The following is a 19,651-nucleotide window of genomic DNA, read 5'->3' as shown; positions in this document are numbered from 1 at the left end:
CGAGCCGACGACCCCGACGCGCTCCTGATGACTCGTCGAACCTTCCTGCAGCTTCTGACCGGGACGGTGCTATGGCCCTTGTCGACAACGACGTTCAGCGATGGCCTGCCATCCCGAACGTTACGGATCACCAGCCCTGACGCCATCGTCGTCTTGAGTCCGCGAAGATAGTCGCCATCAAAGGGCATCACTTCTAGAGGAATCGGTGCAGCCTGACCCGACTGATGATCAAATAGGGAACGGCAATGGCCATCATGGTCCCGATCAGGAAAGCCATCCCCGACATCAGATCGCCTCTGAGCAGGAAGAACACATAGCCCAGCAGCACCAGATACATGATCCTGAAAAAGGGTCGTGAATGCCCCAGCCAGTACTTCCTGTCCAGCTTGGCCATGACAACGCCGATCAGCACGGAAAACAGCAAGGCGCCCAGAAAACCGAAATTGGCCCAGCCTTCCGCATACCAGGTCGCCGAGATGTTGGCCAGGTTGTAATTTTCCTGTTCGGCCAGCGCATGTCCGGTACCCACCGGCTTGGAAGACCAGAAGCTTCTGGGCACGTAGAAGAAGACCACCCCCAGCAGCTGATATCCATAGGAGACGAAGTCGTCCGTTATGATACGCGTGAAATTCTGGAAGGCATCGAAATGCCCCGCCAACAAGAACTTGTAGTCCAGGGAGTAACTCAACCCGCTTTCCGACGAATAGCGCCTGAATCCTTCCAGAAACGGGAAGACGAAGACGATCCCCAGGGAAACCAGCAACGGCACCCGATTGTTTTTCAGCAACCTCGGGAAAAAGAAAAACAGCAGCGGGAAGTAATAGGTCGGCACCGAAAGCCTGGCCAGTCCGGTGGGGAACGCCGAGACGACACCGATGACGAGCAGTAGCGCCTTGAGAAACCACATGCCGCGTACCATGAACAACATGACGATGGCCGTGCTGATCGGTATGAACCGAATGAAAAAGCCATACAGCAGTGACGAGGACACGCTATCCAGGCTTTTTCTCTGGACCAGCTCTCCACCTCGGAAGACGAGGGAATACACATTAAAATCATTCATGTAGAGAATCAACAGGCAGGCCATGGCGGACACGCCAACGAGGAGCAGGACCTGAATGAACTCCAGGCGCACCCGATCTTGCTCGGGGAGACGCGCATCGGTCTCGGAGGACAGGTACCCCGACCGGCTGGTCAACAGATAGCTCACGAAAACCACGACATTGAAGAACAGTACCAGCAGCGCCGCATAACCATAATCACCGGCACTGAAGGGCCTGCCTCCCCAATAGACTTCCCCATAATAGAGTTCCAGCGGCGGGACGAAGCCAAAGAACAGGAAGCTGAACAGAAAGAACAGTTTCAGCAGCGTGGCCCCTTTCTGGCGATACAGGAATATGACCGCGGCCGAACTCGTGCATACCAGGAAAAACGCGACCGAATCGACGAAACTCACTCGATGTATGAAGAAAGAGTTGATGAAAATGAAAGAACACAGTGCCACGAAGATCATGACATCGACTTTCTTTATCGACATTCCGGTGGCCCCTGGCGAGTGACACGTCATCGCGGCCGAATTTTCGGGGATCAAGCGGCGGCCTGCGACATGATGGCGGACAGCGCCGCGCATGTTTTTTCGATTTCTTGCGATGTCAGTGTCGGATGAACCAGGAACATCAGGCTGGTTTCGCCCAGCTCCTTGGCGACCGGCAACGCTCGGCCGGGCCTCCAGCCCGTGTTGTCGAAGGCTTTCTCGAGATAGACTTCCGAGCAGGATCCTGAAAAGCAGGGCACGCCCAGTCGCGTCAGTTCTTCCAGGATACGATCGCGACTCCAGGTCTCCTTGAGCGCGCCGGGGTCGACGAACACGTAGCATTTATAGGCGGCGTGCCGTATGTCGTCGGGCACGCCGGCCACTCGCAGCCCCCGGCACTCCGCCGCGGCTCGCCATATTCGTTCGGCATTGCGGCGGCGAATCGCCTGCCACTCGTCCAGGCGCGTGAGTTGAATGCGTCCGATGGCCGCCTGCATCTCGGTCATCCGCCAGTTGGTCCCGAAACTTTCGTGCAGCCAGCGGAAGCCGGGGGGATGCTCGCGCTCGTAGACGGCCTGCCAGCTCTTGCCGTGATCCTTGTAGGCCCACATGCGTCGCCACAGCGCTTCATCATGGGTGGTGACCATGCCCCCCTCCCCCCCGGTGGTGATGATCTTGTCCTGGCAGAACGACCAGCAGCCCACATGCCCGATGCTCCCGACACTGCGCCCCCGATAGCGCGCACCATGCGCCTGGGCACAGTCCTCGATCACCCACAGCCCATGGCGTTCGGCGATCGCCATCAAGGCCGCCATGTCGCACGGCCAGCCGGCCAGATGCACGGCGACGATCGCCCGCGTGCGTGACGTGATCGCCTCTCGTACGGCCTCGGGCGCGATGTTCTGCGTCTCGCGATCGACATCGACGAAGACCGGTATCGCCCCGGCGGTGACGATGCTCGATACCGAGGCGAGGAAGGTCCGCGAGGTCACCAGCACCTCGTCGCCCGCGCCGATGCCCAGCCCCTTGAACGCCAGATCAAGTGCGGTGGTGCCGTTCGACACGGCGATCGCGAACTCGCAGCCCGTGGCCTCGGCAAATTCCCGCTCGAAGGCCCGGGTCTCGTCGCCCGTCCAGTAATTGACGCGGTTGGAGAGCAGGACGCGCCTCACCGCGTCGGCCTCTTCCTCGGTGAAGCAGGGCCAGGGGGAAAACGGCGTGTTCAGCATCGAGCAGCTCCTTCGACCAGGAGGTAAGTGACAATGAGCAGGGCCGAGCGCGGCGTCACCACGGCGATGACACGCGGGCGCTCGGACGATGCGGGGTGAGTCGTTAGGGGGGGGAGTGACGGCGTTCAGAAGAACTGCGGTAGCTTGGAGAGGTTCTTCCAGGGCAACGCCAGCAGCGGGTTGATGCCGTTCTTGCGCATCGCGCGGACATCCTCGCGGGACTTGTTGAAAATCGCCTTGAGACTGCCGTTGCTGGCGCCTCCCAGGCGCATCCTGACCAGCACCTCGGGAATGTAGCGGATGGTCAGCGCCTCATGGCTCAGGTAGCGCAGCAGCGCTTCGTAGTCGCCGGCGATACGGAAACTGGCATCGAAGCCGCCCAGCGTCCGGTACAGCTCACGGCGCATGAAGAAGGTGGGGTGCGGCGGCATCCAGCCACGTCGCAGCTTGGGGCGCTGGAAGTCGCCGGAACGCCAGTGGCGAATGACATGATCCGGGTCGCTGGCGCTGACGTACTGCAGGTCACCGTAGACGGCCCCCACCGCATCGGACTCGAAGCTGGCGGCGACCCTGGCCAGGACCTGTTCATCGGCCAGCAGGTCGTCCGAGTTCAAAAAGCCGATCACGTCCCCGGTGGCACGCGCCAGGCCCTTGTTGAGCGCATCGAAGATCCCCTGGTCGGGCTCGGAGACGAGCACGTCGGCAGCTGAGAGTCGCTCGCGGGCAATGGTGACGGTCGCGTCGCGGGAGGCGCCGTCGATCACCACGTGCTCGACCCCGGGCCAGGTCTGGCACTTGAGGCTGGCGATGGCATCGGCGATGGTTTTCTCGCTGTTGAAGCAGGCGGTGATGATGGAAAACGTCGGTGTGGTCATTGGCAGCGTCCATAGCGGTCGTCGAAGCGCACGATGTCGTCCTCCCCCAGATAGGAACCCGATTGCACCTCGATCAGTTCCAGGGGGATCTTGCCGGGGTTCTCGAGGGCATGGATCTCGCCGATGGGGATATAGGTCGACTCGTTTTCGGCGACCAGGTAGGTCTTGTCTCCCACCGTGACTTTCGCGCTCCCCGAGACCACCACCCAGTGCTCGCTGCGGTGATGGTGCATCTGGACCGAGAGCCGGGCGCCCGGCTTCACGGTGATGTGCTTGACCTGATAGCGCCCGCCCCGGTCGATCGAATCGTAGACGCCCCAGGGCCGATAGACCTCGCGATGATCGAGGTACTCGCCGCGCCCTTCCCGCTTGAGGCGTTCGACGATGCGCTTGACCTCCTGGACGCGGTCCTTGTGCGCGACGAGCACCGCATCCTTGGTTTCCACGATGACCAGGTTCTCGATCCCCACCGCCGCCACCAGCCGATGATCGGCCTGGACCAGCAGATCGTGCGCGTCGTGGCAGACCACGTCGCCGCGGGTGACGTTGCGGTTCGCGTCCTGCTCGCCGATTTCCCAGAGCGTCGACCAGCTCCCGACATCGCTCCAGCCGGCATCCAGCGGCACGACACTGGCACGCTGGGTCCGCTCCATGACCGCATAGTCGATCGAGTCGGACGGGCAACGCCGAAAGGCCTCGGCATCGAGTCGCGTGAAATCCAGATCGCGATGGGCGCCCTGCATGGCCTGCCGGCAGGCATGAACGATCTCCGGTGCGTGGGCCTCCAGTTCTTCCAGGTAGCGTCCGGCCTGGAACAGGAACATGCCGCTGTTCCAGTAGTAGTCCCCGGTCGAGAGATAGTCCTCGGCGGTGGCCCGGTCGGGCTTTTCCACGAAGCGCTTGACCGCGAAGCCGTGATCGCCGCGAGGATCGCCGCGCTGGATGTAGCCATAGCCGCTCTCGGCGTGCTGGGGGACGATACCGAAGGTCACCAGGTCCCCCTGGACGGCCAGTTGCCTTGCCCCTTCGATGCTGCCGTGAAAGGCCTCCACGTCGTCGATGACATGATCCGCCGCCAGCACCAGCAACAGGGCCTCGGGGTTTTCCGCCTGGACACGCAGGGCCGCCAGGGCGATGGCCGGCGCCGTATTGCGTCCGTCCGGCTCGAGGAGAATACAGGCGTCCGGGTTTTGCGACTGAAGCAGTTGCTCGGCAACCAGGAAACGATGGTCCTCGTTGCAGATCACCACGGGCGGCCGGTGCGGGAGCGCCGACAGTCGGCCCAGCGTCTCCTGCAGCAGGCTCGCCTCACCGAACAGCGACAGGAACTGCTTGGGCCGCAACTGGCGGGACAAGGGCCATAGCCGGGAACCGCTGCCCCCGGCCAGAATCACGGGCGTTATCATCGTGTCACCTTTCGTGTCCGTCGAGGGTTCAACCGCGGAAGCGGTACTGATTCTCCAGAAACCACTGATAGGTCATGCGCAGCCCGTCTTCCAGCAGCACGCTCGGGCGCCACCCCGTGGCCTGCAGCCGCGAGATGTCGAGCAGCTTGCGCGGGGCGCCGTCGGGCTTGTCGGCATCGAAGGTCAATCGCCCCTCGAAGCCGACCACCCGGGCGATGGTCTCGGCCAGGTCGCGGATGGTGCATTCGATGCCGCTGCCGATGTTGATATGCGAGAGCATCGGCCGGGTGAGACGCGCCTGGGTCGCCGTATCCAGGTTCATCAGGTGCACGCAGGCACTGGCCATGTCGTCGACGTGCAGAAACTCGCGCCGGGGCGTCCCGCTGCCCCAGATGACCACCTCGCCCGCGTCGCTCTGCCGGGCTTCGTGAAGGCGTCGCATCAGGGCGGGGATCACATGGGAGTTCTCGGGGTGGAAATTGTCGTTGGGGCCGTAAAGACTCGTGGGCATGACGCTACGGTAGTCTCGCCCATACTGCCGATTGTAGCTCTCGCAGAGTTTGATCCCGGCGATCTTGGCCACCGCATAGGGTTCGTTCGTGGGCTCGAGGGGGCCCGTGAGCAGGGCCTCCTCGGCCATCGGCTGTGACGCGAGCCGTGGATAGATGCACGACGACCCCAGAAACAGCAGCTTCTTGACGTCGGCTGCATGCGCGGCAGCGATCACGTTCGCCTCGATCATCAGATTGTCGTAGATGAAATCCGCGGGATACGTGGAGTTGGCATGGATGCCGCCGACCCGGGCCGCCGCCAGATAGATCTGGTCGACGCGAAGATCCCCCAGAAAGGCCTCGACGTCCTGCTGCCGTGTGAGGTCGAGCTGCGCATGCTCGGCGGTGACGATTTCGAGCCTGTCCCGCGCCTCGAGAGACCGCACCAGCGCCGAGCCGACCATGCCTCGATGCCCGGCAACGAAGATTCTTTCCCTGTGCATGTTCAGCCCTCCATCGCCACGGGCAGTTCGTACCCGTGTTCCTTGAGCAGTGCAAAACGCCGGGCCGACCTGAGGTCCTCGGCCACCATCTCCCGACACATTTCCTGTACGCCGATGCTAGGCTCCCAGCCCAGCTTGCGCCGGGCCTTCGAGGGGTCACCGAGTAGCGTCTCCACTTCGGCCGGCCGGAAATAGCGAGGATCGACGCGAACGAGTACATCGCCGGGTACCACCGCCGGGGCCTTGTTACCGACGACGGTGTCGACGACCGCATACTCATCGACACCCTTGCCGAGGAATATCAGCCCGATGCCCAGCTCGGCGGCACTCAGACGGATGAAATCGCGCACCGACATCTGCTTGCCAGTCGCGATGACGAAATCTTCCGGCTTCTCCTGCTGCAGCATGAGCCACTGCATCTGCACATAGTCCTTGGCATGCCCCCAGTCACGCAACGAGTCGAGGTTACCCAGGAACAGGCAGTTCTCGAGCCCCTGTGCGATATTCGCCAGGCCACGGGTGATCTTGCGTGTCACGAAAGTCTCTCCACGCCGCGGTGACTCATGGTTGAAGAGAATGCCATTGCACGCATACATGCCGTAGGATTCGCGATAATTGACCGTAATCCAGTAGGCATACAGCTTGGCCACGGCATAGGGTGACCGGGGATAAAAGGGGGTAGTCTCTCTTTGCGGTATTTCCTGTACGGCCCCGTACAACTCTGACGTCGAGGCCTGATAGAAGCGCGTCTTGCCTTCCATTCCCAGCAGCCTTATCGCCTCCAGGAGCCGCAATGTGCCCAGGGCATCGACGTCCGCGGTATATTCGGGTGACTCGAAACTCACGGCCACATGGGACTGAGCGGCAAGATTGTATACCTCGTCCGGCTGGATATGCTGCACCAGACGAATGAGATTGGACGAATCCGTCAGATCCCCATAGTGCAGCACAAAGCGCTGATGCTTGTCATGCGGATCCTGATAGACATGATCGATCCTTTGCGTATTGAACAAGGACGCACGGCGCTTGATCCCATGGACTTCATAGCCCTTGGCCAGCAAGTATTCCACGAGATAGGATCCATCTTGACCCGTAACCCCGGTAACCAACGCTTTTTTTAGCATGGCGACAACTACCTCATCGTTATTGACGGTCAGCACAAAGAGCTGACGATTTCCTTATATTGCCTGGCAATGACTTCTGACGAGAAATTGTTCACCACGTGCTCCCTGCCGTTATGTCCCAAGTGCTGTCTTACTTCCGGAGCGCAGTGAATCAGCTCGATGATCCTTTCGGCCAACGAACGAGGTTCGTAGGGGTCCGCCAACAGACCCGTGACTTGATGAATGACGATATCCTGCAAGCCTGAGCAACGGAAAGCGACGACCGGCGTTCCACACGCCAGCGCTTCGGCCGCCACCTGGCCGAACGATTCGACAAGCGAAGGCACGACCGCGAAATCCGCCATGGCATAAACGCGTCTCAACGTTTCTATTTCCCTGATCTTGCCCAGATGAATGACTTCAATACCGCCAAACTCTCCCCTGCCAACCTCGCTACCGCCGAACGACACGAGAACCACTTTCCGCAAGACGTCGTCAGAGACCTCCCGGGAAACGATCTCGAGCGCCTTTTCGAGAAGATCAAATCCTTTTACCGGATTCTTCTTGCCATCCACCGCGCCGGTCACGATGACGAGCTGTGAATCGAGAATCCCTCGGGAAATTCTGGAGCGCTGTCTTTCCAGGCTAGTCGACGGATGAAAATCTTGCGTCTCTATCGGATTGGGCAGCAATTTCACGGTATGCTGGCACAATAGATGGCTGCGCCTGGCACGCTCATGCATCCAATGTGATGGTACGGTTATCAGCAGGTCCGTGCGCCCCGACAACTTCAGACACTTCATCTTCCAGGCAAACCAGTTCCAGTTCGGGCCTTTGGTCGTTCGGCATGTAAAGGGGTAACCGGAAACGAATACTTCCTGTCCCAGCAGGTCGTGATAGTGCTCGGTGCCGCAATAAAGCCACTCATCATGCAAGGTGATGATCGACTTCGGAGGGATTTTCTTGAAATCGAAAAGACTCAAACAATCATTGTTGATCCAGTGAAAATGGCAGATTGCGCGCTCCTGGGCCGCCTTGCGCATATTTTTCAAAAAAACGGAAGATGAGAACAGGTTCAGCGAATGCTTGGATATATTGCCGTCTCTCATACCTTTGACCAGAATATAAGAAATGACCCTTTTCAAGAAATGAATGCCCCGGGAGAGCCGGGCGGTCCGGGCTTCACTCACCGCATCGCGTGCCAGATGGTTCACCGCGTCGACCGACACGCAGGTGACCTCGGAAAACTCGGCAGCGAGTCTGGAAAATTTCCTGGCGGCTATCGCGGCTCCTCCACGCTCGAAGGAGAAGGAAAAGGCATACAGCTTACGCATCATCGACACCATGAATGGAGAAGAGCAACGTCAACGGAACAGCAGCGAGAACAAGCAGTCCGGGAATTCGGTAATGTGAGGGCCAAGAGCCCGCGTCATTAAGAACGCCTTTCACAACCGGTAGACGAAGTGGGCTTCTCCGGCGGCAGGGCGTCGCGAGGGCGCTGTAAACCCCTCCCTGGGCGCTACCTTTGCTATCTGACCGCCATGGATGGCGGTAATGCCGGAATGGAAAGGAGCATTTTCCGGCCATGGCAAAGGACCCTCGCTTTGCCCTGCCACCGGTGCCCATCATCCGAGAGTTTGGAAATGCGTTCTAAGGTAACGGATCACTGTCCCCGAGATTGACGAAGCGTAGATTCTCTAATGACACATAACGCGCTACGCTGCTGTCATGATGGTACACGAGGATATCGAGATAATGTTTTGCCAGATCCATGATGGCTATTTCCGCGGGTACGGCAGAAGGCAACATCCGACAATGCCCACTGATCCAACGCGAATCGTAATTCTTGATGTGAGGATGAAGTTTTATGTAAAGGTCCTTCTTTTCCTGCTGGAGATCACTGACGACCTCTTCATAAACCCGCCAACTGGAAAGATAGATAATGCAGGCATCCCCATTCGACTCAGAACCACTCGGAATGACTTCATCGTTGCCGACGAATATCTTCTTCAACAACCCCATATTGGCTTTCAAAAAATCATGCAAAGGTTGTCTTATCTCGCGCACCAGCGTTTTCGTTGCGGGGAATATGTCCAGATATTCATTTTTTTCGTATAGCCAGATCTCATCGGTGAGATGGCATCCTCCCAACCTGTCCCCGACCCCCAGCAATCTCAAGAAGCCGGCCTTGAGAGGTGGGTAATAATCATCCTGATAGGTCCCGCAGCCTTCCTCATACACGGATATCTTGAGTCCTTTCGAGCGCCGCTTGGCCGCCCGCAGGCTCAAGTAAAGCCTTATCCCGACATCCGAATCGATGAATACATTATCCACACTCCGATATTGGAGATGATCTATCGCCGCCTGCCGTGTCGGAAAATTCGTCACTGAGCGCCACTGAAGATCATGATTCGTCAATCGCTGCGAAACCTCAGTCACATTGAAGAAATCATTGACTATGTAAAGATGACAGCTGGTGCCGGATTTAAAGGAATCCCTGATCACCATCGCCATCATGATCTGCAGTGGCTTGGTAACGATGAAGACGATCGATTCTCGAGGTGACATGAAAACATCCTGATAGATTATATTCTTGAAAACTTGCAAAACGATCAAGATGCACTGCTGCCAACATTGGTATATACGTAATTGTAATATCCGTAACCGTAGGCCAGGGCAGACTTTTGTTCGACGGCATTCAAAACGGCCCCCTTGACGGTTACCCCGCCCACATCGAGACGCCTGAGTGCAAGCTTTATTTCCCGCGGCGAGTTCACCTGGAAACGGGCAATCATCAATGTGGTACCGACATTCTTGCCAATGATTGCGGCATCCGTCACGGCAAGCACCGGGGGGGAGTCAATGATCACCAGGTCATAATAATCACTGACGACATCCAGCAGTTCACTAAACCCGGTCGTCACCAGCAATTCCGAAGGGTTGGGTGGCGCGATGCCACGTGACAGGTAATGTAAATTATCAATACCATCTACCGCACGAATCACGTCCTGCACTTTCTGACGACCGGCGAGCACCTCGCTCAAGCCGCCCTCCGCATGCTCGCCGAATACGCTATGTATATGCCCCTTGCGCATGTCGCCATCGATTATCAGGACATTCTTGCCTGCCTGAGCACAAACGGCCGCCAGGTTGATGGCAACGAAGCTTTTGCCATTGGCGGGGCTTGGCCCGGTAATCATCAGCCGATTGTCGGCCCCTTCCAGCATTGCGAAATAGAGGCTCGTTCTCAGGCCACGCAATGCCTCGACGGAGATATCGGTAGGATTCTTTTCGGCTAGCACACCAGTATTGATGCTGTAACCTTCGCCCCCCGTTCTTCTGACTCGCTTGTTGAGTTTGGCCTGCTCGGTCGAAAGAGGAACGGTTGCATAGACGGGAAGTCCAAGCTGTTCCAACTGGTCGGGTGTCTCGACGCCTTGGCTCAGGGCGACTCGCAGTAGGATGATGCCCACGCCCGTCATGCCCCCAAGCAATGTTGCCAGAGCGACGATGAGTTTCTTGTTGGGCTCGACCGGTATCGGCGATACCTTGGCATCGTCCAGCATGCGCACATTACCGACGGTACTCGCTTCGGCAATCTGCATCTCCTGAACCTTGTTGCGTAGTTGTACATAGATTGCCTGATTGACCGACACATCTCTCTGGAGGCGCAAGATCTCCTGCTGGGTCTTCGGCAGGCCATTTATCTTACTTTCCAGGTTCGCCTGTTCTTTCTTCAACTGTCTTTTCTTTTCGAGCAGCGCTGCATACGTTGGGTGGCTGGGCGTAAAGCGCCGCGATATTTCCGCCTCGGAAAACGCGAGCTCATTCAACTGGGATTCGAGATTGACCAGTCGTTCCAGGATCGACTGGGTTTCCAGGGACAGATCCACACTATCACTGTCGGTACGATATTTATTGAGACGATCCTCGGCAGTGCCCAACTCATCCCTGACATGGGGAAGCTGGCCATGCAGGAACTCCAGACTCTTGCGTGCCTCTTCAGACTGCCGCTGTATGTTTTGTGTCACATAGATATCGGCGATGGTACCCAGGGCACGTTCCGCCAGTACCGGATTGGCATCCGTGAGCCCCCAGTTCAGAATACCCGTCTTTTCACCTTGTTCATTGATACTGAGATGCTTGCGAAGATCACTGATCGCCATCAATCGCGGTATTTTCCTGACGATGAATCCCGCTCCCGGAGACGCATTGATGGCGCTCACATTGATGCCGATTTCACCCTTGTCGAACTCCTCTTGCTGGCCAACGACACCCGAACCAATCACGGTGCCGTCATGCAAGAGTTCATAGCGCGAGCCATTCTCCACACGCACCACGAAATTCTCATTGAGAAACTTGTCGGATACCGAAAAACTCGCGACGTCGATAGACTCACCCGCCCAGGCATAATCGAAACTCTTCATGAACGCCTTGCCATCGACGCCGATATCATTCAGCACATTTTCGATGAAAGAATCCGGTCGAGTCATCCCGACCCTATGCAAGAACCCGCCTATGACCGGGACCTGTACGGGCTCCACCAACAGGTCGAGGTTGAGTATGTCGACTGCACGCCCCAGCACCATGCGCGAGCGTATGATCTCTATTTCCGACTCCGAAGGGGGTTCCTCGCCCAGCAAGCTGGTGACCTCCGAGAGTGGATTCTTGGGTGTTGCCTTTTCAATTTGCACGAGGGCATCGGCACGATATATCGGTGTCGCCAGGAATGCATAGATGATTCCCGCCATGGCAAACATCAGGGTGATGGCTGCAATGGTCCAGACATTGTCCTTCAGCGCGCCATAGAGCCGTCCGATATCCAGCTCATCATTGTCCGACGATGAGCGAATTTCATTGTTACTCTGAGCCATGCGACCCCCGAAACAAGTAATGTAGAATATGACGATCAGGCGCTAGGCGAGCTTGCGCGCCCAGCTATCGGCGGCTTGTACGAGCTGCCCATGAATGTATTCGAAGACCTCATGGCTCTTTCCGTGGGGGTCTAATATCTCCTTGCCCTTGCCGTCGTTGTCCAGCCAGCGACCGAACAGCAGCACTTTTCCCATGATGGAAGGATGCATCTTGGCCACGGCCAGTCGTTGTCGCTCGGTCATGACCAGAATCAGATCGGCCTGCTGGATCATCTCCTGGGTCACCTGACGTGCCCGGTGCCGGCTCAGATCGAGCCCTTCCATGCCTTCGACGAGATGCCTGGCCTGAGCCTCCACGGGATGGTCGACCAGGGCGCCGAGCCCCGCCGATTGGATCGTCAGATGGGGTAACCGAGCCCTCAACAGGGCCTCGGCTACCGGGCTCCGGCAGGTATTGCCCGTGCAGAGGACGAGCACCCGGGAGAATTGCATCACTTGAGGTTCTGGTGGATTTCGGTGGCCTGATAGATCGTCGTCAGCGACGGCAGGATCTGATTCAGGACACGGTTCCACAACGACACCGGTGCCGCCGTGACATAGACCACGTCTGCCGGCTGAAGCATGAACTGCGAGCCGAGGACGAAGGCCGCCGCATTCTTGGCATTCAACTGATAGACGGTGGCGTAGGCCTTGCTGGGCTCCGGATTGCGGCGGATGACGAAAATCCCGGAGGCGTCCGCACTTTCTTCGCGGATTCCCCTGGCCTGGGCAATGGCGGTGGTCAACGAGAACGCGCTGTTTCCCATCGGCAGGGCGGCGGGCTCGTTGACCTCGCCCATCACATAGATCTGCTGGTTGCCCACGTCCAGGACATGAACGACATCGCCATCCTTGAGGCGCAGGTTCTGCTCGAGATCGCCGTTGACCAGCATGTCATAGAGGGACAGATGCAGGTCCTGCCCATCACGGCTGAGTACCACGTCGTGCCAGTTGGCCGTTTCCGTCAGGCCACCAGCATCGCTGATGGCGTCGAGCACGTGGACCGGCACGTTGGTCACCGAGAAGACACCCGGATCCTTGACCTGTCCCGTCACGTAGACCTTCTGCGCGTTGTAGCTGGCGACCTTGACGTCAACCTGGGGCTCCGCGATGAAACCGGACAGGCGCCGCTGAATCTCCGACCTGACCTCGCGGACCGTGCGCCCGGCTACCTTGATCTGACCCACGTACGGATAAAAGATGCTGCCGTCGGCATGCACCACGTTGCCCGATTCCTCCGCACTGCGTTCGCTGCCCGCAGGAATGGTGAGTTCCGGGTGGTCATAGACGATGACATTGAGGACATCGCCGCGCCCGATCCGATAGTCGTAATCCTCGGGCACCCTGGTAAAGGTTGTCTGGCCCGAGTCCTCGCTGCCGACGTGATCGATCGCTTCCGGCCGGGGCGCGGCCCGCATGGCGTTGACCAGATCAATGGTAATCGGTTCGACCTCGACGTTGGCAGCGAGGGGCTCCACGCCCGTGTCATAGGGAACGCGCGCCCCGGGGGCCGCCGCACAAGCGGAAAGCCAGACGATCATGGCCACTCCCATGACCGGCAAGCCCCACCGTGATTTGATGTTGTTCAACCTAGAAGCCATGATCCTGTCCCCATGCAATTCACATTGAGCCCCTGTCTTGTCTTTCATGCGCGAGCCGTTAATGCGCCACGCTCACCGTCATTAATTCCGCGAAATAACGACCATCACTTCCCTGCTTCGCGGACATCCTTATTGCACCATGCCCTGAGGCCATCGAGACGGTGATCCCCGGCCACGCTACCGCCCCGGCGGTTGATCGGCTTTCCCCAGCGCCATTAATGATTGATTTCTCTATTTTTTCAGGAAAACGCCCTTTCGATTACTTTGTAATCGAAAGGTATATGTATGTATCTGTCTGTCTCCACTTTAGGTCATGCTAGAGTCTTTTCATGGAAAAAAAAGGGTTATTTTTTGCAATAACCACCTTTCTTCAATCCCCTAATACCGCAAAAACAGCACCATTAATGGACGACTAATCCTGTTGTTAACGGGACTGTTGAGAAAAAGTATTAGAAAACTCAAAAACAATGACGGCGAAGACGGCAGGCAAGCGATGCAACGGCAGTGATACGTTTGGAAGGCGGGAGGCGGGAGGCGGAAGGCGGGAGGCGGAAGGCGGAAGGCGGAAGGCGGAAGGCGGAAGGCGGAAGGCGGAAGGCGGAAGGCGGAAGGCGGAAGGCGGAAGGCGATCATATCCCTGTCAGAATGTAAAAAGGGCACCCGGAGGTGCCCTTTTCGGTCAGGCCGGGCCTGACGACAATGCGGAAGGCGCGATTACCAGCCGGTCGCTTCCTTCAGCGCATCACCGATCTCGGCCAGCGAGCGTACGGTCTTGACGCCGGCTGCCTCGAGGGCAGCGAACTTCTCGTCCGCCGTGCCCTTGCCACCGGCGATGATGGCACCGGCATGGCCCATGCGCTTGCCCGGAGGCGCCGTGACGCCGGCGATGTAGGCCACCACCGGCTTGCTGACGTGCTCCTTGATATAGGCAGCCGCTTCCTCTTCGGCGGTACCGCCGATCTCGCCGATCATCACGATCGCTTCGGTCTGCGGATCCTTCTCGAACAGCTCGAGGATGTCGATGAAGTTGGAACCCGGGATCGGGTCGCCACCGATGCCCACGCAGCTGGACTGACCGAAGCCGTGATCGGTGGTCTGCTTGACCGCTTCATAGGTCAGGGTGCCGGAGCGAGAGACGATGCCCACCTTGCCCGGCTTGTGGATGTGGCCCGGCATGATGCCGATCTTGGTCTCGCCCGGCGTGATCACGCCCGGGCAGTTCGGGCCGATCAGGCGCACGCCCAGCTCGTCGCACTTGACCTTGACGTCGAGCATGTCGAGGGTGGGAATACCCTCGGTGATGCAGACGATCAGCTTGATACCGGCATTGGCGGCTTCGAGGATGGAATCCTTGCAGAACGGTGCCGGCACGTAGATGACCGAGGCTTCGGCGCCGGTCTCCTTGACCGCTTCCTTGACGGTGTTGAACACCGGCAGACCCAGATGCTCCTGGCCGCCCTTGCCCGGCGTCACGCCGCCGACCATCTGGGTGCCGTAGGCGATCGCCTGTTCGGAGTGGAAGGTCCCCTGGCCACCGGTAAAGCCCTGGCAGATGACCTTGGTGTTCTTGTCGATCAGGATACTCATTACTTGCCCTCCGCTGCTTTGACGACCTGCTGTGCCGCGTCAGTCAGGCTGGTAGCAGCGATGATGTTGAGTCCGCTGGACGCCAGCTTCTCGGCACCCAGCTCGGCGTTGTTGCCCTCGAGGCGGACCACCACCGGCACGTTGACACCGACCTGCTCGACGGCACCGATGATGCCTTCGGCGATCATGTCGCAGCGCACGATACCGCCGAAGATGTTGACCAGCACGGCCTTCACGGAGTCATCGGAGAGGATGATCTTGAAGGCTTCGGCAACACGCTCCTTGGTGGCGCCGCCGCCGACGTCCAGGAAGTTCGCCGGCTGGCCGCCGTTGAGCTTGATGATGTCCATGGTGCCCATGGCCAGGCCGGCGCCGTTGACCATGCAGCCGATGTTGCCGTCGAGCGCCACGTAGTTGAGTTCCCATTCCTGGGCGTGGGCTTCGCGCTCGTCCTCCTGGGAGGGGTCACGCATCGCCTGCAGGTCGGGATGCCGGTACAGGGCGTTGCCATCGAGGTTGATCTTGGCGTCGAGGCAGTGCAGGTTGCCTTCGTCGGTGATCACCAGCGGGTTGATCTCGAGCAGTGCCAGGTCCTTGTCGTGAAACAGCTTGGACAGGCCCAGGAAGATCTTGGTGAACTGCTTGATATGGTCGCCCTTGAGGCCCAGCGCGAAGGCCAGTTCACGCGCCTGGTACGGCTGCGCCCCGACCAGCGGATCGATCTCGGCCTTGAGGATCTTCTCGGGGGTTTCCTCGGCGACCTTCTCGATTTCCACGCCACCCTCGGTGGACGCCATGAAGACCACCCGACGGGTACCGCGATCGACGACCGCGCCCAGATACAGCTCGTTGGCGATATCGGTGCAGTTCTCGACCAGGATCTTGGCGACCGGCTGGCCTTTCTCGTCGGTCTGGAAGGTCACCAGGTTCTTGCCCAGCCACTGCTCGGCGAAGGCCTTGGCCTCGTCAGCGCTCTCGACCAGCTTGACGCCACCGGCCTTGCCGCGACCACCGGCGTGAACCTGGGCCTTGACGACCCACTTGTCGCCGCCGATCTTCTTGCAGGCGTCGGCAGCTTCTTCGGGAGTGTCCACGGCAAAGCCCTTGGACACCGGCAGACCATAGTCGGCAAACAGTTGTTTGCCCTGATATTCATGAAGGTTCATCGTGTCATGCCATTGGTTGCATGTGACTCGAACGATGGCCGCGAACGCCCTTGCCAGGCTTCGGTTCGGGCCACCCCCGTTCGCCCATGAGCGGACGACACGCCCCCGGGCGGGGGCGTGGGTTTACAGCGGTGATTGTTATTTGCGCTTCTTGCGGTTGGCCACGTGGATGGCGTGACCTTCCACGGCCAGTGCCGCCTCGTGCACGGCCTCGGACATGGTGGGGTGCGCATAGCAGGTCAGCGCCAGATCCTCGGCACTGGAGCCGAACTCCATGGCGATCACGCCCTGGGCGATCATCTCGCCGGCATGCTGGCCGACGATGTGCACGCCCAGGATACGGTCGGTCTCGGCGTCGGCGATGATCTTGGCCGAGCCTTCGGTGGCGTTGTTGGCCATCGCACGGCCGCTGGCCGCGAACGGGAAGGTCCCGGTCTTGACCTCGATGCCCTCGGCCTTGGCCTGCTGCTCGTTCATGCCCACCCAGGCGACCTCGGGCGAGGTGTAGATGACGCACGGAATCGCGTCGTAGTTCACCTCGGCCTTGTGGCCGGCGATGATGTCGGCAACCATGATGCCCTCTTCCGAGGCCTTGTGGGCCAGCATCTGGCCACGCACCGCATCGCCGATGGCGTAGACATTGGGCACGCTGGTCCGGCAATGGTCGTCGACGAAGATGAAGCCGCGTTCGTCGAGCTTGACGCCGGCGTCATCGTCGAGCACGCCCTGGGTATAAGGACGGCGTCCCACGCAGACGATGATCTTGTCGAAGGTCTGCTCCTGGTCGCCCTTGCTGTCAGTGTACTTGACCAGGACTTCCTTGCCCTTGACCTCGGTACCGGTCACCCGGGCGCCGAGCTTGATGTCCAGGCCCTGCTTGGTGAGCAGCTTCTGGGTCTCCTTGGCGACGGTCTGGTCGACCATCGGCAGGAAGGAATCCATCGCCTCGAGCATGGTCACTTCGCTGCCCAGGCGGTTCCACACGCTGCCCAGTTCCAGGCCGATGACGCCGGCGCCGATCACACCCAGGCGCTTGGGCGCTTCCTCGAACTCCAGGGCGCCGGTGGAATCGACGATCAGCCCTTCGGTGAGCGGCGCGGGCGGGATCTCGACCGGTACGGAGCCGGAGGCGATGACGATGTTGTCCGCTTCATAGGTCGCCTTGTCGCCGTCGTTGCCGGTGACCTCGACCTTGCTGTTGGACAGCACCTTGCCGGTGCCTTCCAGCGGCGTGACGCCATTGGCCTTGAACAGGCCGGAGATCCCGCCGGTCAGGTTGGCGACGATCTTTTCCTTGCGCGCCATCATCTTCTTGACGTCCATCTTGACGTCGCCGGTCTCGATGCCGATGTCGCCGAAGTCGTGCTGGGCCTCGACGAACTTGTGCGAGGCCTCCAGCAGGGCCTTGGACGGAATGCACCCGACGTTGAGGCAGGTGCCGCCGTGTACGGTCTTGCCTTCCTTGTTGACCCATTTCTCGACACACGCGGTCTTCAGGCCCAGCTGGGCGGCACGGATGGCGGCGACGTAGCCGCCGGGGCCCGCGCCAATGACGATCACATCGTATTTATCGGCCATGAATCATTCCTGTTCGATCTGGTTGGCTTGGCGACGCATCACACATCCAGCAGCAGGCGCGCCGGATCCTCGAGCAGTTCCTTGATCGTGACCAGGAACTGGACCGCATCCTTGCCGTCGATCATGCGGTGATCGTAGGACACGGCCAGGTACATCATCGGACGGATCTCGACCTTGCCGTTGACCGCCATGGGACGCTCCTGGATCTTGTGCATGCCCAGGATCGCGGTCTGCGGCGGATTGAGGATCGGCGTCGACATCAGCGAGCCAAAGATGCCGCCATTGGTGATGGTGAAGGTGCCGCCCTGCATCTCGTCGATGCCAAGCTTGCCGTCGCGGGCACGCTTGCCGAAGTCGACGATGGTCTTCTCGACGTCCGCCAGCTTCATGCTGTCGGTATCGCGCAATACCGGTACCACCAGACCGCGGTCGGTGGAGACGGCCACCCCGATGTCCTGGTAGCCATGGTAGACGATATCGGTGCCGTCGATGGAGGCGTTGACGTCCGGGAAGCGCTTGAGCGCCTCGGTGGCCGCCTTGACGAAGAAGCCCATGAAGCCCAGCTTGGTGTCGTGGGCCTTCAGGAAGGTGTCCTTGTACTGGGCGCGCAGGGCCATCACCGCGCTCATGTCCACCTCGTTGTAGGTGGTGAGCATGGCCGCCGTCTGCTGGGCCTGGACCAGCCGCTTGGCGATGGTCTGACGCAGGCGGCTCATCGGCACGCGCTTCTCGGGGCGTTCGCCCTCCACCGCCGGTGCCGCGGCTGCCGCAGCCTTGGTGGTGCCGCCCGAGGCCGGCTTGTCGGCTGACGACTTGGCCGCCTTCTTCGCCGAGCCGTCCTTGATCGCCTTCTGCACGTCTTCCTTGAGAACACGGCCGCCCTTGCCGGTGCCCTCGATCTTGCTGGCATCGAGATCGTGCTCGGCGACCAGTTTGCGCGCCGCCGGGGCGAGGATCTTGTCGCCGACCTTCTCGTCCTTCTCGGCTGACGCCTCGTCGCCCTCGTCGACCGATTCCTCGCCGCTCGCCGAATCGTCACCGCCGGCGCCCTCGGCAAAGACCGCCAGCAGCGCCTCGGATTCGACCTGCTCGCCCTCCTCGACCTTGATCTCGGTCAGCGCACCGTCGGCGGGCGCCACGACCTCGAGGACCACCTTGTCGGTCTCGATGTCGGCCAGCACCTCGTCACGCTTGACGGACTCACCGACCTTCTTGTGCCAGGTGGCCACGGTGCCTTCCTGGACGGACTCGGGGAAGGACGGCGCCTTGACGTCATGGCTCTTGCCCGACGCCGCCGGCTTGTCGGCCTTCTTCTCGCTCTTCTTCTCGTTCTTGTCGTTCTTGTCGCTCTTCTCGGCGTCGTCGGCCTGCTTCTCGTCCTCGGCCGGGGCCTCGTCGGCCTTTTCCTGAGCCTCGCCGAGCATCCCCAGGACCTGCTCGGATTCGCAGGTTTCGCCTTCCTCGACCTTGATCTCAGACAGCGTGCCCGCTTCCGGTGCCACCACCTCGAGGACGACCTTGTCGGTCTCGATCTCGACGATCAGCTCGTCGCGTTCGACGCTGTCGCCGGCCTTCTTGTGCCAGGCGGCAACCGTGCCTTCGGCGACGGATTCCGGAAAACTGGGCGCTTTGATCTCGGTAGCCATTTCGTTTCCTTAGTGAGTT

At 59.8% G+C, this 19,651-nt stretch carries 15 protein-coding genes; all 15 read right to left on the bottom strand.

Annotated features, from left to right (window positions below; genetic code table 11):
- Nucleotides 1-193: 193 nt before the first annotated feature.
- The 15 genes from KGR00_RS14585 to odhB all read right to left on the bottom strand — a co-directional run bounded on the left by KGR00_RS14585 (nucleotide 194) and on the right by odhB (nucleotide 19,632).
- Nucleotides 194-1,630, bottom strand: coding sequence for a hypothetical protein (locus KGR00_RS14585; protein WP_224419437.1), 1,437 nt, complete (start codon nucleotides 1,628-1,630; stop codon nucleotides 194-196).
- The gene (locus tag KGR00_RS14580) at nucleotides 1,588-2,763 is read right to left on the bottom strand and encodes a DegT/DnrJ/EryC1/StrS aminotransferase family protein (RefSeq protein WP_224419436.1); all 1,176 of its coding nucleotides are present in this window, start codon (nucleotides 2,761-2,763) and stop codon (nucleotides 1,588-1,590) included. Before KGR00_RS14580 ends, KGR00_RS14585 begins: the two co-directional genes overlap by 43 nt.
- Before the next feature lie 125 nt (nucleotides 2,764-2,888).
- The gene (locus tag KGR00_RS14575) at nucleotides 2,889-3,638 is read right to left on the bottom strand and encodes a glycosyltransferase family 2 protein (RefSeq protein ID WP_224419435.1); all 750 of its coding nucleotides are present in this window, start codon (nucleotides 3,636-3,638) and stop codon (nucleotides 2,889-2,891) included.
- A complete protein-coding gene (locus KGR00_RS14570; RefSeq protein WP_224419434.1) occupies nucleotides 3,635-5,044 on the bottom strand; it encodes a mannose-1-phosphate guanylyltransferase/mannose-6-phosphate isomerase in 1,410 nt (469 codons plus the stop codon). Before KGR00_RS14570 ends, KGR00_RS14575 begins: the two co-directional genes overlap by 4 nt.
- A gap of 28 nt (nucleotides 5,045-5,072) precedes the next feature.
- Nucleotides 5,073-6,038: a GDP-L-fucose synthase gene (locus KGR00_RS14565; RefSeq protein ID WP_129140511.1), complete on the bottom strand. Its 966-nt coding sequence runs from the start codon at nucleotides 6,036-6,038 to the stop codon at nucleotides 5,073-5,075.
- A gap of 2 nt (nucleotides 6,039-6,040) precedes the next feature.
- Nucleotides 6,041-7,162, bottom strand: a complete 1,122-nt coding sequence (gene gmd, locus KGR00_RS14560) for a GDP-mannose 4,6-dehydratase (RefSeq protein ID WP_224419885.1) — start codon at nucleotides 7,160-7,162, stop codon at nucleotides 6,041-6,043.
- 29 nt (nucleotides 7,163-7,191) lie between these two features.
- The gene (locus KGR00_RS14555) at nucleotides 7,192-8,478 is read right to left on the bottom strand and encodes a glycosyltransferase (RefSeq protein ID WP_224424446.1); all 1,287 of its coding nucleotides are present in this window, start codon (nucleotides 8,476-8,478) and stop codon (nucleotides 7,192-7,194) included.
- Between the two features lie 313 nt (nucleotides 8,479-8,791).
- Nucleotides 8,792-9,709, bottom strand: coding sequence for a hypothetical protein (locus tag KGR00_RS14550; RefSeq protein WP_224419432.1), 918 nt, complete (start codon nucleotides 9,707-9,709; stop codon nucleotides 8,792-8,794).
- Between the two features lie 44 nt (nucleotides 9,710-9,753).
- Nucleotides 9,754-12,015, bottom strand: a complete 2,262-nt coding sequence (locus tag KGR00_RS14545) for a polysaccharide biosynthesis tyrosine autokinase (protein WP_129140508.1) — start codon at nucleotides 12,013-12,015, stop codon at nucleotides 9,754-9,756.
- A gap of 42 nt (nucleotides 12,016-12,057) precedes the next feature.
- Entirely contained in the window at nucleotides 12,058-12,507 is a 450-nt protein-coding gene (locus KGR00_RS14540; RefSeq protein WP_129140553.1) for a low molecular weight protein-tyrosine-phosphatase, read from the bottom strand.
- On the bottom strand, nucleotides 12,507-13,595 hold the full coding sequence (locus KGR00_RS14535) for a polysaccharide export protein (protein ID WP_224419431.1): 1,089 nt from the start codon (nucleotides 13,593-13,595) through the stop codon (nucleotides 12,507-12,509). The genes KGR00_RS14540 and KGR00_RS14535 overlap by 1 nt, the downstream gene beginning before the upstream one ends.
- A gap of 774 nt (nucleotides 13,596-14,369) precedes the next feature.
- Nucleotides 14,370-15,242: a succinate--CoA ligase subunit alpha gene (sucD, locus tag KGR00_RS14530; protein ID WP_129140506.1), complete on the bottom strand. Its 873-nt coding sequence runs from the start codon at nucleotides 15,240-15,242 to the stop codon at nucleotides 14,370-14,372.
- The gene (gene sucC / locus KGR00_RS14525; protein WP_224419430.1) at nucleotides 15,242-16,408 is read right to left on the bottom strand and encodes an ADP-forming succinate--CoA ligase subunit beta; all 1,167 of its coding nucleotides are present in this window, start codon (nucleotides 16,406-16,408) and stop codon (nucleotides 15,242-15,244) included. Before sucC ends, sucD begins: the two co-directional genes overlap by 1 nt.
- Before the next feature lie 138 nt (nucleotides 16,409-16,546).
- Nucleotides 16,547-17,986: a dihydrolipoyl dehydrogenase gene (lpdA, locus tag KGR00_RS14520; RefSeq protein ID WP_224419429.1), complete on the bottom strand. Its 1,440-nt coding sequence runs from the start codon at nucleotides 17,984-17,986 to the stop codon at nucleotides 16,547-16,549.
- A 38-nt stretch (nucleotides 17,987-18,024) separates the two neighbouring features.
- A complete protein-coding gene (gene odhB / locus KGR00_RS14515; protein WP_224419428.1) occupies nucleotides 18,025-19,632 on the bottom strand; it encodes a 2-oxoglutarate dehydrogenase complex dihydrolipoyllysine-residue succinyltransferase in 1,608 nt (535 codons plus the stop codon).
- Between the last annotated feature and the right edge of the window lie 19 nt (nucleotides 19,633-19,651).

Source organism: Modicisalibacter sp. MOD 31.J (genome assembly GCF_020147985.1).
Taxonomy (GTDB): domain Bacteria; phylum Pseudomonadota; class Gammaproteobacteria; order Pseudomonadales; family Halomonadaceae; genus Modicisalibacter; species Modicisalibacter coralii.
The sequence above is the reverse complement of the archived record's forward strand: the minus strand, read 5'-3'. Positions and strand labels throughout refer to the sequence as shown.

Coding starts and splice junctions, on each gene's coding strand:
- KGR00_RS14585 (WP_224419437.1), bottom strand. CDS start 1,630: ATGCGCGGCGCTGTCCGCCATCATGTCGCAGGCCGCCGCTTGATCCCC.
- KGR00_RS14580 (WP_224419436.1), bottom strand. CDS start 2,763: ATGCTGAACACGCCGTTTTCCCCCTGGCCCTGCTTCACCGAGGAAGAG.
- KGR00_RS14575 (WP_224419435.1), bottom strand. CDS start 3,638: ATGACCACACCGACGTTTTCCATCATCACCGCCTGCTTCAACAGCGAG.
- KGR00_RS14570 (WP_224419434.1), bottom strand. CDS start 5,044: ATGATAACGCCCGTGATTCTGGCCGGGGGCAGCGGTTCCCGGCTATGG.
- KGR00_RS14565 (WP_129140511.1), bottom strand. CDS start 6,038: ATGCACAGGGAAAGAATCTTCGTTGCCGGGCATCGAGGCATGGTCGGC.
- gmd (WP_224419885.1), bottom strand. CDS start 7,162: ATGCTAAAAAAAGCGTTGGTTACCGGGGTTACGGGTCAAGATGGATCC.
- KGR00_RS14555 (WP_224424446.1), bottom strand. CDS start 8,478: ATGATGCGTAAGCTGTATGCCTTTTCCTTCTCCTTCGAGCGTGGAGGA.
- KGR00_RS14550 (WP_224419432.1), bottom strand. CDS start 9,709: ATGTCACCTCGAGAATCGATCGTCTTCATCGTTACCAAGCCACTGCAG.
- KGR00_RS14545 (WP_129140508.1), bottom strand. CDS start 12,015: ATGGCTCAGAGTAACAATGAAATTCGCTCATCGTCGGACAATGATGAG.
- KGR00_RS14540 (WP_129140553.1), bottom strand. CDS start 12,507: ATGCAATTCTCCCGGGTGCTCGTCCTCTGCACGGGCAATACCTGCCGG.
- KGR00_RS14535 (WP_224419431.1), bottom strand. CDS start 13,595: ATGATCGTCTGGCTTTCCGCTTGTGCGGCGGCCCCCGGGGCGCGCGTT.
- sucD (WP_129140506.1), bottom strand. CDS start 15,242: ATGAGTATCCTGATCGACAAGAACACCAAGGTCATCTGCCAGGGCTTT.
- sucC (WP_224419430.1), bottom strand. CDS start 16,408: ATGAACCTTCATGAATATCAGGGCAAACAACTGTTTGCCGACTATGGT.
- lpdA (WP_224419429.1), bottom strand. CDS start 17,986: ATGGCCGATAAATACGATGTGATCGTCATTGGCGCGGGCCCCGGCGGC.
- odhB (WP_224419428.1), bottom strand. CDS start 19,632: ATGGCTACCGAGATCAAAGCGCCCAGTTTTCCGGAATCCGTCGCCGAA.